This is a genomic window from Mycobacterium sp. E1747, from assembly GCF_001667775.1.
Taxonomy (GTDB): Bacteria; Actinomycetota; Actinomycetes; order Mycobacteriales; family Mycobacteriaceae; genus Mycobacterium.
This window is the reverse complement of sequence record NZ_LZJI01000129.1, coordinates 1-11,702: the sequence shown is the minus strand read 5'-3', so window position 1 is coordinate 11,702 and position 11,702 is coordinate 1. Positions and strand designations below refer to the sequence as shown.

Below are 11,702 nucleotides of genomic sequence, written 5' to 3'. Positions count from 1 at the left end.
CCAACGCGAAAAGCGCCACCAGCCAACCAGGGCGCAGCCGGCGAGTCATGCTAGCGAGATTAACCGACTCAGACCCGACCCCGGCATGAACGGGCACGGCGTTAGCCGCTGATGGGGCACCTGCCGCCCGAGCGTCACGCTGGGGCGGCGCTTGCCGACGGGCGCCACGCTAGCGTGACGCTCGATCGCCCGGGGCCGGGTCTGAGTCGGTTAATCTCGCTAGCATGACTCGCCGGCTGCGCCCTGGTTGGCTGGTGGCGCTTTTCGCGTTGGTGATCTCGGCCAGTGCGTGGCTGCCGTGGCTGACCACCGCCGTCAACGGCGGGGGCTGGGCCAACGCCATCGGGGGCGCGCACGGCAACCTGGAACTCCCGCGCGGGTTCGGCGCGGGCCAGCTCATCGTGCTGTTGTCCTCGGCGCTGCTGGTCACCGGCGCAATGGTCGGCCGCGGCCTGTCGGTGCGACTGGCTTCGGTTGGTGCGCTGTTGATCTCGCTACTGATCGTCGCGCTCACGGCGTGGTACTACAAGCTGAACGTCAATCCGCCGGTGTCGGCGCAGTACGGCCTCTACGTCGGCGCGGGGGCGGCGGTGTGCGCGGTGCTGTGCTCGATCGTGGCGGTCATCACGGCGTTGGCTTCCCGACGGTCGGGCCGCTGAGGAGCTACGGCGACGGGAATTCGTGCTTGCCCGAGCTGGCGCTTTCGTTGGGCTCGTTGACGCCGAACACGAAGGGCGCGAACACGATTTCGCGGCCGTCGGGGTCACGGTAGGTGACCGCGCCCGTCGCCTCCCAGTACGGATGCTGTTCGACCGGCTCGTGCCCCGCGGCCCGCAGCCGCGCGATCGCCGCCCGCTGCGCCTGGTGGTCGGGGAAGTACAGGCACAGCTGTTCGTGATGGTCCACCGCCACGGGCTCGACGGATTCCACGATCTCCAGCGTCAGGTTCCAACTGGGCAGGCCGAAAATGGCGCCATTGCTGCCGTAGCTCTCGCCGAACGTCTCGAAAAGCGGCAACCCGACGAGCTCGCGGTAGAACCGCACCGTGTCTTGAAAGTTCGGCGACCGGCGCGCGAACCGGATGCCGCCGATCGGCGCCAGCTGCGGCGGCCAGTGCGTCGTCCGGCGGGGGTGGTGGGCCATCACAGCCCGACCGCGGCGGTCGCCGACTCCGCGGTGTCCCAGTGTCGCAGCCGTTCGCCGGGGGCCCACGTCGAATGGGTGCCGCTGGAGATGCGCTCGGGCAGTTGAAGTTTGCACACCGGTCCGTCGGCGAGCCGGCCGGCGTCGACGACCACACAGTAGGAGGCGTCGGTGTTCACGTCGGTGGTGAGCGTGACGAGGTAGCCGTCGTCTTCACCGGTGGCACCGACCCGCGGCGCCATCGCCGTCTCGCTGCCGTAGACGCCATCGCCGAACGGGCTTCCCGTGTCGAGGTCGTGTTTGACCAGCCCGTCGAACAGGAACCAGCCGGGTTTGCCGGTCGCGGCGTAGGCATAGCGGTAGTTGCCCGCGGCGTAGTCGGGGTTGATGGCGCCGAACTCGGTGACCGAGTCCGACAGCCGCTGCTCCCGCACGGCGCCGGTGGTCAGGTTGAACCGCCACCGGTGCAGCCGCGACTGCAGCCGGTCCAGCGCCAGGAAGCGAAACAGCTTGTCCCACTTCGATCCACCGGTGTCAGCCGGGGACGGATTTTCCTCGAAGAAGCCGTCGAGGACGATCTCGTCGCCGTCTTCGTAGGCGTTGACGAAGTGCAGCACGAAGGTGGGGTCCGCCTCGAACCATCGAATGTCGGCGGGTCCGCCGCGGCGGGGGAGGATCGCGAACCGCGACGGGATCTCGGGATAGAAGCGCGGCACGTGCACGTCGTGCTCGAGCAGGGCCGGGTCCCAGAACAACGGGAAATCGGTAAGGATGACATAGTTTTCGGTAAACGCCATGTCGTGGGGGAGCCGCGGTCCGGGCAGTTGGACGTCGACGTAGTGGACCAGGTCGTTGTTCTGGTCGACGACCCCGTAGCGCATGTACGGGTCGCGCTTGCTGTAGTTGAAGAACAACAGCTCGCCGGCTTTGGCGTCGACTTTCGGGTGCGCGGACACACCCCAGTCGGTGGGGAACCGCCCGTTCCAGGTCGACTTGCCCAGCGTCTCGCCCGAATACGGATTGACCCGGTATAGGTCGCCGCACTGGTAGAAGCTGGTCAGGGCGACGCCCCGGTGCACGATGACGTCGGTGCTCGATGCGTCCTTCATCCGGGTGCGAGCGCCCCAGCCCTGCTCGCACTTGGCCAGTTGTACCGGCTCGGCCAGTCCCGGCCACAGCGTCTCGCCCGCCTCGTTCTCCGCCAGGAAGCCGTCGGTCCGCACAAAGCGGTTGCGGTAGAACACCTTTCCGTCGCGAAAGCCGACCATGTGTAGCATGCCATCGCCGTCGAACGGATGATAGGTCTTCAGCGCCGGGTGCAGCGGGTTCTCGGTATTGCGCAGGTAGATGCCATCGAGGTCGCGCGGAATCTCTCCCTCCACGGCGGTGAGGTCGTCGGCGTCCCACTCGGTGGTCTGGGGACGCCACGGTCCGGTCCGGTACGGGTGGTCGTCGTCCTCAGGCAGCGTGGACAGAAACTTGCCGACGATCGCGACGTCCATGTCACACACCTTCTGCCGTGCTGACAACGAAGCTCACCGTGGTGGCGGTGCTGCCGCCGAAATTGAGGGTGCCGAAGCTCTTGGCTCCGTCGACCTGATATTCGCCGGCCGTGCCGCTGACTTGTTTGGCCGCGTCGAGCAGCATGCGCACGCCCGAGGCCCCGACGGGGTGGCCGCCGCCGATCAGCCCGCCGCTCGGGTTGATCGGCAGCCGGCCGCCGATTTCGATCTCGCCGTTTTCGATCGCCTTCCACGACTCGCCCGGGCCGGTCAACCCGATGTGGTCGATCGCCAGGTACTCGCTGGGGGTGAAGCAGTCGTGCACCTCGTACCCGTCGAGGTCGTCGAGGGCCAGCCGCGCGCGCCGCAACGCGTCCTGCACCGCAGCCCGCACGTGCGGGAGCACGTAGGGGTCGTCGGCGGCTCGGTCCAGCTTTTGCCGCAGACCCAGCCCCACCGTGCGGTGCCCCCACCCGTGGATGCGGCCGATCGGGCGCGCATCGGGGTGGGTGCGCAGGTAGGCATCGCCGGCCAGAACCAGTCCCGCGCCGCCATCGGTCATTTGGCTGCAGTCGAAGCGGCGCAACCGGCCCTCGGTGATGGGGTTGGTGGTGGCGTCATCCGTAATCGGGTCGTGACCCGTCCAGGCGGCGGCCGCCAGATGCTGGGCCGCGGTGTCGCCGGGCACGGTTTTCTCGAGCTCGACGCCCAGTACCAGCGCGGTGTCGTAGGCGCCCGACCGCAGATCCGCCATCGCCGACAATGCCGCGATGCTGCCCGACGCGCACGCCGCTTCGTGCCGGGAGGCGGGGGTGTCCCAGAGGTCGGCGCAGACCGTCGCCGGCATCGCGCCGAGGTGGCCCTGAGCGGCGAACATTTCGCCGAAGGCGTTCCCGACGTGCACCACCTCGATGTCGCCGGCGTTCACCTTGGCCGCACCGAGAGTGCCCGCGACGACCTCGGCGGTCAGGGCGGCGAAGTCGCGGCCCTCTTTGGTCAGATTGCGGGCGAAGTCGGTTTGCCAGCCGCCCAGGATCCACACACCGGGTGAGCCATCCATACGCCGCACGGTACTCCAGGATCGCCTCGACCTTGAGGCCTATCCGGGCGGGGGCGTGACGAATAGGTGCCCAAAAAAGGGGCGGCCCCGTCGGCTCTCGGGCTGAACCGACGGGACCTAGGCGAACGCGAAGGCCGGCCGACGCGTGCGCCTCTCATGGAACATTGCCCCCTACAGCGGCCGACAAACATGCGAAGTCAACCTCGTTCGGCGTTCGGCGGGCCGACCGCTCGGGGGGTTGACGCCTCGCGAGTGGCTCAGACGGCGCCTGGGACGAGTTCGGTGGGGTCGGGTCCGTCCGGCTGACCTGCCGTGATGCCCCGCTGTTTGCGGGCGTCGGCCAAGTCGATTGCCGCCAGGTCGATGCCTTTCGTCTCGACGGCGGTGACGGCGGCCACCGCGCTCACCGCGGCGGTCGCCGCCAGGTACCAGGAGATGGGCACCGCGGATTTATAGGTCTCGAGCAAGCGCACCGCGATGATCGGTGCCAGCGAACCGGCCACGATCGAGGTGACCTGGTAGCCGAGCGATACCCCCGAGTAGCGCATCCGCGTGGGAAACATTTCGGCCATGGCCGCGGGCTGCACCGCATACATGAGGCCGTGGATCACCAGGCCGATGACGATCGCCGACAGGATGATGGCATTGCGGCCGCTGTTCATCATCGGAAACGCGAAGAAGCCCCAGGTGCACGCGCTGATCGCACCGATGAAATAGATTGGGCGCCTGCCAAATCGGTCACTGAGGCGCCCGGCCAGGGGGATGACCACGAAGTGGACGGCATGCGCCACCAGCAGCCACCACAGGATGGTCTTGGTGTCGGCGTGCACATGGACTTTCAGGTAGGTGATGGAGAAGGTGACGACGAGGTAGTACATGGTGTTCTCGCCCAGCCGCATACCCATGGCGGTGAAAACGCCACGTGGATAACGCTTTAACACCTCCACCACGCCAACCCGGGCGGTCTCGACCTGGTCGAGCTGCCGTTGCGCCTCGTAGAAGATCGGCGCGTCCGTCACCTTGGCGCGGATGTAAGAGCCGATCAGAACGACGACCGCCGACAGCCAGAAGCCGACGCGCCAGCCCCAGCTCAGGAAAGCCCCGTCCGAGAGCGTCGAGGTAAGGACCAGCAGCACGACGGTCGCCAGCATGTTTCCGCCCGGCACGCCGGCCTGCGGCCAGCTGGCCCAAAAGCCGCGTGTGGCCTTCGGGCTGTGCTCGGCGACCAGCAGGACCGCCCCGCCCCACTCGCCGCCGACGGCGAAGCCCTGCGCGAACCGCAGCGCCACGAGCAGCGCGGGGGCCCAGTACCCGATCTGGCCGAAGGTGGGCAGGCATCCCATCGCGAATGTGGAGACGCCGACCAACAACAGGCTGAGCTGCAGCAGCTTCTTGCGGCCGTATCGGTCGCCGAGCTGACCGAAGACGATGCCACCGAGCGGGCGGGCGGCAAAGCCGACGGCGTAGGTCACGAAGGCGGCGAGGATTGCGTCGAGTTCGTTGCCGCCCCGGGGAAAGAACACCTTGCTGAAGACCAGGGTTGCGGCGGTGCCGTAGAGGAAGAACTCGTACCATTCCACGACCGTGCCGGCCATCGAGGCGGCGACCACGCGGCGCAGATACGCCTGGCTTTCGAATAGCTTGCCACGCAGGCCATTACGGTCACTCATCGGTCGCCCTCCTTGGCGTGCCGCCCACCCAGGGCCCCGACCCGAGTTTGCCGAGACCTGCGTTATCGCTAGACCGCGGCGACGGTGGGTGTGCTGGCGGATGGGAGCGTACCTGGCGTGCGGGCTCGGCGCAGGTGTCGCGGGGGTGCCCGCGCGCCCCGACAGGGTCGTCGGACGCGGGCGTCCCAGCAGTCACTGTTGAACGGGCGCATGCGGCACCCCGCGCCGGTTGCGACACGGTCACGGATGGATACCTATCGTCGCATCACTAGTCACAACAACCGCTCCAATCACTATCGTCACATGAGCCAACTGCGGACGTCAATGCGGTGTCCCGCCGCTCGAAAGGTGTTACATGTCGGCGATTCTTCGAAGTGTTTCGCTCTCGATGGCGTCGGCGGCCGCAGTCGGACTCGTCTTCGTGGTCGGGCCCGCGCCGTCGGCTTTCGCCACCCCGTGTGGCGCACCGGAAGCGAACGTGGAGCCGCCCGTCGCCCCGCCGGCGATGCCCGCACCCCAACCGGTCGTCCAACCGCCGACCGGACGCCGGCCGACCCACACCAATGACCAGGCACCCTTGCCCAGGCTTGGCCCACTGATCTCCCAGTTCCTCAAACCGACGACTCCGGGTCGCCAGGTCGCCCCGATGAGACCCCAGGCCGAAGTCCTCCCGCCCGGGCCCAATCCGCCCGCTCCCGGGCTGCCGCAGCCGCCGAACGCTGGTCAGCTGCAGCCCAACGCGGCCCCGGTCCCGCAGCCACAGCCGGCGCCGCCGCCCTCGATCGCGGGCGCGCCGACGTCGCTCGTCGACTGGGTGACCGGCCCCGACGGTCCGAACAAAACGTTGCAGCGTTTCAGCATCTCGGGTACCGACCTCGGAATTGCCTGGGACAACGGCGATCCGATGAACCGCCAGGTCCTCATGGCATTCGGCGACACCTTCGGCTACTGCAAGGTCAAGGGCCAGCAGTGGCGCTACAACACGCTGTTCCGCAGCTCGGACCATGACCTGTCGCACGGCATCCACATCTCCGACGGCATCCCCAACGACCGGTACTCCGGTTCGCCGGTGTGGACGACGAGCCTGTCCAAGCAGGTCGTCAACACGATTCACAAGGCCGCGCACGAGACGGGCATCATCCCGACGGCGGGCATCTCGATCGGCCGGACGCAGTACATGAGCTACATGTCCATCCGGCAGTGGGGCCGCGACGGCGAGTGGTCGACGAACTACTCGGCCATCGCCAGGTCCAACGACAATGGCCAGAACTGGGGGATCTTCCCCACCTCGATCCGAACGGCCTCCGCGGACGCCATCCCGGGAGCCGGGTTCACCCCCGGCAATGAGAACTTCCAAATGGGTGCGTTCATGAAGGGCAACGACGGTTACCTCTACCAGTTCGGCACCCCGTCGGGGCGCGGCGGCGCGGCGTTCCTGTCGCGCGTGCCACCGGGTCAGCTGCCCGACCTCACCAAATATCAGTACTGGAACGGCGACGAGGGCGGCCGCTGGGTGCCCAACAACCCAGGTGCGGCGACGCCGATCTTCCCCGGCCCGGTGGGCGAGATGTCGGCCCAGTACAACAGCTATCTGAAGCAATACCTGGTGCTCTATACCAACGGCGGCAGCAACGACGTGGTGGCGCGGACGGCGCCGGCCCCGCAGGGACCGTGGAGCCCCGAGCAACCGCTCGTGTCGTCCTTCTCGATGCCCGGCGGGATCTACGCACCGATGATCCACCCGTGGTCCTCGGGCCGGGACCTCTACTTCAACCTGTCGCTGTGGTCGGCATACGACGTGATGCTGATGCACACCGTCTTGCCCTAATCGTGACCATGTCGCACCCCAAATAGTCGGCAAAGCAGGCGCACCCTGAAGAAAGCGGGGGCCCAGCGAGAGAGGAGATCGGCGATGATCACCTTCGAGAATCCGGCCGCGTCGACCGCCGGCAAGCCGCGGCGGCCGAACATCGAGGTGCGCATTGAGGGTGTGCACCGCAGAGATGGCGCCGTCCGCCTGGGCATCCTGCTCGACGGGCGGATGGCCACATAGCCGAGCGCCTCGTGCCCGGCCGCAAGGGCCGGGGCAGGATATACGCGTGAGTTGGGCGAAGCGCGAAGCGAGGGCACTCGCGGAGACGAGTCTGACCGGTGACGCGTTGCTAGCTGAGCTGGAAGACTATGTCCGCGCGAACAATCCGCAATTGACGGACGTCCGGCTGGAGCGGGCGACGCCCACCGAGGAGTACGACGCCACCGTCCAACCGCCGAGGCGGTGGTACGACGTCACCTACCTGGCTGACGATGGCGAAGGGTACGGGCTCAAGCCCTGAATGCCGGCACGCACACCCGGGGCGGATCATGTACGAGAGGGCGAATGGGCCGGGCTTGGCCGTTTACCGCACCGACATCCACACCTTCCTTTACGCTCACGTCATCGGCGACGCGCGCGACGTGTCGACCTGGGCAAAGGGAGCGCGATGACCGGGACAGCGAGCGTCGATGCGGAACTTCGGCAGACGCGGGAAGAAGCCGTCCTAGCTCATTTCGAAGCAGAGAACAACCACGACGTCGCCGCAACGCTTGCCACATTCAAATCCGGCTGCGCCCGCACAGAATTGCCCGGCGAGGTTGCGGATGGACCTAATGCGGTTGCCAACGCCTACCGTGAACTCTTCACAGCTTTCCCCGACATGCGCTTCACCGACATCGAGCCAGGAGCGCTGTGTCACCACGGCGACAGGGTGCTCTTGGAGTCTCGCGTGCAGGGCACCCACCGGGGACCGTATCGGGGCCTTCCCCCGACTGGTCGCTGGGTCGACCTGCCAGTCGTGGCGATCTTCGAGTTCGATGGCCCTGATCTCGTTTGCGAACGCGCCTACTTCGACCGCCTCGCGTTGTTTATCTACCTCGGCGTCGGGCGCGACCCCAACACCACAGCCGGTCGGATCGCGACTCTGCTCAACCACCCCATGACGGTCGCCCGAGCGGCACTGCGTTCGCGTCGTTTGCGTTGAGGCCACTATCGGACTTGCCGCTTTTCCGGATCACCGCCAACACGGCCTGATACCGCTGCTCGGCCACGGTTAACTCCCTCATCTAGGGAGTGTCAAGGATCAACCGAAGTAACTGTCAAGCATCAGCCGAAACACTGTCACGCATCACCCGAAGCAGGAATGTCAAGCATCAGCCGACGTCATACACATGACAGAGTGCCCCCGGCAGGATTCGAACCTGCGACACCGGCTTTAGGAGAGCCGTGCTCTATCCCCTGAGCTACGAGGGCGGACCGCCTGAGCTTACCGGGAGACCACGGCACCGACGGCTCAGCGCAGCTCCGCGATGACCTTCGCGAAGTTCTTGACATGGTTGTCCTGCACGGTGACGGACGTGACGCCGTACTTCTCGCGGTAGAAGGTCAGCCTGTCGGCCATGTCGCGCGGCGTCCCGCTGAGTACCGAGGTCTGCTCGAGCAACTCCTCGTCGGACAGCTCTGGGGCGTACTGCCGGGTCATCCGCAGGTCGGGCATGGTCTCGCCCTCGGCCGGCAGAGCGGTGATCGCCAGGTTCAACTCCAGCGAGTCGAATCGGTCGCCGGCAGCCTTGCGGACGAACTCGATGCGTTCGGCCAATGGGTCATCGGCTTCTTTGACGCGCGAACCGGTCAGCCCGATGATGTGGGCGTGCTGGGCGGCGATGGTCAGCACCCGGTCGCCGTTGCCGGCGATGAGGATGGGCGTCTTCGGGTGATGCTCCTCGAGATAGGTCGTCATGTGTTTGAGGTAGTCGACCCGGGCGCCGGCGCTGGGGTACGGCAGCTCTGCCGCCTCGAATTCCTCTCTCACATAGCCGGTCCCAAGCCCGATCTCGAGACGGCCATCGCTCAGCTTGTCCAGGTCGCCGAGATCCCGGCTGAGCAGGGCCGGCTTGTAGAAGGCGGCGTTGAGCACATACATGCTGAGTTTGAGCCTCGTGGTGACCATGGCGGCCGCGGTCAGCGCCGCGGTCGGCGATGCCGCTCCTAAATGGTCTGGGACACAGAGGATGTCGAATCCAACGTCTTCGGCACGCTTCACCTTCTCCACGAATGCCTCGCGCGACTTGATGAAGCGCATGCTCATTCCGAAGCGGAAATCCTTGGCCACCAACAACTCCATTCAACCGATGAGGACAATTACCAGCTACGAGCCGCCTCCGCCAGGCCGTGCACCAGGGCGCTGGTGACCGGTGACAGGCCGTCGTCGCCGGGCAGCGGGCTGCGCGGGCTGATGCCGCGCACGCGCGGGGACAGCTCCAGCTGGGTGCCGCCGTCGCGCACCCGGTTCACCGGGTTGCCCGGATGCAGCCCCCGCAACTCCGGCGGGATGTCCTCGAGGTCGGTGATCACCTGAAAGCCGGTCAGCTGAATGTGCCGGGCCAGGTGCGCGGCCAACGCACGGTTGCGGCCGCCGGCCAGCAACTGGGTGCTGCGCCCGATGCGGCCGTAGCCATGCAGGGAGACCGCGACATCGACGTGGTCGAGGAATTCGGCCAGCCGTGGTGACTCGGCCGGATCGAACAACGCAGACGGCAGGTGATGCGGGTAGCGGTCGGGGTGACGCAGCACGTACACGGACGCGCCGGCGGCGTCGGCGGCGCGTTCGGCGATCACGTCGGTCATCTCCTCCAGCCCTCCGCCGTGGATGGCGAGAAAGCCGAAGCGCGACCGTAATTGGCTGATCTCGCTCACTCCGGGCTCGCTCAGCAACGCTGAAAGGGATTGCGGCGCAGGCCCCGACGCCGACGCACGCCGCGGCCAGCTCGAGGGATCCCAGCGCCGCAAGAAATCGATCCAGCGTTGCGGCAGCCCGTGTTGCACGGCACCGTCGATGATCTTGGGCAGGTAACCCGGCCGGGGCGGACCCGGCGTCACGCGATGGTCGATGTAGACCCACGCCGGCGACACCCCGTCGTCGGTGTGCACGCTCAGCCGGTCTCGCCGGTAGCGCACCGGCACACCTTCGGCGCTGTCGAGGGTCGCCAGGTCGCCGTCGGAAATCTGCCAGATCACGCCATGCACCTGATTGCCGGCGCACGGTTCGACCGTGGCCACGCCGCGCTGGTTGATCAGCCAGTCGTGGTCGGACAGGACGGCCGGCCTCGGATCGGCGGCGTCGGGACACCGCAGCGCCATCTGCCTGACGCACAGGTTCGAGCCATATGCGAAGTAGGCATGCCGGCGGCCCGGCATTTAGCCGGTCACCGTCAACCAGATGAGCACCACGTTAAGCAGACTAATCATTACGCCGACGGCCCAGCCAATAACCGTCGTAACGCGATGATTGGTGTCGTCGCCCATCAGTTCGCGGTCACTGGTCAGCTTCACCAGGGGAAGGACCGCAAACGGTATTCCGAACGACAGCACGACCTGGGAGAGCACCAGCACGCGGGTGGGGTCGAAGCCGAAAGCGAGGATGGCCAGCGCGGGGCACACCGTGATCAAGCGGCGCGCCAGCATCGGAATCCTGCGGTGTAGCAGGCCCCGCATGATCATCGCGCCGGCGTAGGCGCCCACCGACGACGAGGCCAGCCCGGACGCCAGCAACCCGACGGCGAACAGCACCGCGATGGCGGGCCCCAGGGTGTGGTGGATCGCGGAGTAGGCGCCCTCGATGGACGCGCTGATGTCGCTGTGCTGCAGGTTGATCGCGGCGACCAGCAGCATCGCGGCGTTCACCGTTCCCGCTACGGTCATCGCCAGCACGACATCGAGCCGGGTCACCCGCAGCAGCAGTCTTCGATGCGCGCCCTCGGCGGGGTGCCCGTGCCGGTCGAGCACCAGCCCGGAATGCATGTACACCGCGTGCGGCATCACGGTGGCGCCCAGGATGGCGGCGGCGAGCAGCACGCTCTCGGTGCCCCGGAATCGCGGCACCAGGCCGCTGAGCACGGCGTCGGGCGGCGGGGTCTTCACGAAGAAGCTGGCCGCGAAGCCGACGGCGATGACCAGCAGCAGTCCGGTGATGACACGCTCGAAGATGATCTGCCCGCGCCGGTCCTGGATGGTCAGCAGCAGCACGGACACCGCCCCGGTGATGATCCCGCCGAGCAGCAGCGGCAAGTCGAACAGTATTCGCAAGGCTATTGCGCCGCCGACGATTTCGGCCATGTCGGTCGCGATTGCCACCAGCTCGGCCTGAGCCCAATAGACCAGCCGGACCGGGCGGCTCATCCGCCTGCCGATGGCCGCGGGCAACGACCGTCCTGTCACCAGGCCGAGCTTGGCCGACAGGTACTGCACCAGCCCGGCCAGCGCGTTGGCCACCACGATGACCCACAGCAGCAGGT

General features: G+C 67.1%; 12 protein-coding genes and 1 tRNA gene. 5 read left to right on the top strand and 8 right to left on the bottom strand.

The genetic code is table 11. The features are described from left to right. The first annotated feature begins 224 nt into the window (after window positions 1-224). Window positions 225-659: a hypothetical protein gene (locus A5695_RS12975; protein ID WP_068082142.1), complete on the top strand. Its 435-nt coding sequence runs from the start codon at window positions 225-227 to the stop codon at window positions 657-659. Between the two features lie 4 nt (window positions 660-663). Here the strand turns inward: A5695_RS12975 and A5695_RS12970 are convergent, their stop codons facing one another. The 4 genes from A5695_RS12970 to A5695_RS12955 all read right to left on the bottom strand — a co-directional run bounded on the left by A5695_RS12970 (window position 664) and on the right by A5695_RS12955 (window position 5,375). Beyond that, a complete protein-coding gene (locus A5695_RS12970) occupies window positions 664-1,143 on the bottom strand; it encodes a VOC family protein (protein ID WP_068082139.1) in 480 nt (159 codons plus the stop codon). Further along, window positions 1,143-2,645: a carotenoid oxygenase family protein gene (locus A5695_RS12965; protein WP_068082135.1), complete on the bottom strand. Its 1,503-nt coding sequence runs from the start codon at window positions 2,643-2,645 to the stop codon at window positions 1,143-1,145. The genes A5695_RS12970 and A5695_RS12965 overlap by 1 nt, the downstream gene beginning before the upstream one ends. Window position 2,646: 1 nt before the next feature. After that, window positions 2,647-3,705, bottom strand: coding sequence for an acetyl-CoA acetyltransferase (locus tag A5695_RS12960; protein WP_068082132.1), 1,059 nt, complete (start codon window positions 3,703-3,705; stop codon window positions 2,647-2,649). A 257-nt stretch (window positions 3,706-3,962) separates the two neighbouring features. After that, on the bottom strand, window positions 3,963-5,375 hold the full coding sequence (locus tag A5695_RS12955; protein WP_068082129.1) for an MFS transporter: 1,413 nt from the start codon (window positions 5,373-5,375) through the stop codon (window positions 3,963-3,965). A 355-nt stretch (window positions 5,376-5,730) separates the two neighbouring features. Between A5695_RS12955 and A5695_RS12950 the strand changes: the two genes are divergently transcribed. From A5695_RS12950 to A5695_RS12940, 4 genes are all read left to right on the top strand, one after another. Beyond that, window positions 5,731-7,203, top strand: coding sequence for a DUF4185 domain-containing protein (locus A5695_RS12950; protein WP_068082126.1), 1,473 nt, complete (start codon window positions 5,731-5,733; stop codon window positions 7,201-7,203). A gap of 84 nt (window positions 7,204-7,287) precedes the next feature. Next, window positions 7,288-7,428, top strand: coding sequence for a hypothetical protein (locus A5695_RS28490; RefSeq protein WP_156749616.1), 141 nt, complete (start codon window positions 7,288-7,290; stop codon window positions 7,426-7,428). Between the two features lie 46 nt (window positions 7,429-7,474). Further along, entirely contained in the window at window positions 7,475-7,708 is a 234-nt protein-coding gene (locus tag A5695_RS12945) for a hypothetical protein (protein ID WP_068082123.1), read from the top strand. A gap of 147 nt (window positions 7,709-7,855) precedes the next feature. Next, window positions 7,856-8,392, top strand: a complete 537-nt coding sequence (locus tag A5695_RS12940; protein WP_068082120.1) for an ester cyclase — start codon at window positions 7,856-7,858, stop codon at window positions 8,390-8,392. Window positions 8,393-8,588: 196 nt separating this feature from the next. Here the strand turns inward: A5695_RS12940 and A5695_RS12935 are convergent. From A5695_RS12935 to A5695_RS12920, 4 genes are all read right to left on the bottom strand, one after another. Beyond that, window positions 8,589-8,661: transfer RNA gene (locus A5695_RS12935), tRNA-Arg, on the bottom strand. Between the two features lie 40 nt (window positions 8,662-8,701). After that, on the bottom strand, window positions 8,702-9,526 hold the full coding sequence (locus tag A5695_RS12930; RefSeq protein ID WP_082946050.1) for an LLM class F420-dependent oxidoreductase: 825 nt from the start codon (window positions 9,524-9,526) through the stop codon (window positions 8,702-8,704). A 23-nt stretch (window positions 9,527-9,549) separates the two neighbouring features. Next, window positions 9,550-10,605, bottom strand: a complete 1,056-nt coding sequence (locus A5695_RS12925) for a poly-gamma-glutamate hydrolase family protein (protein ID WP_068082113.1) — start codon at window positions 10,603-10,605, stop codon at window positions 9,550-9,552. Further along, the coding region (locus tag A5695_RS12920; RefSeq protein WP_068082110.1) for an Nramp family divalent metal transporter at window positions 10,606-11,702 on the bottom strand (1,097 nt) is incomplete at its 5' end.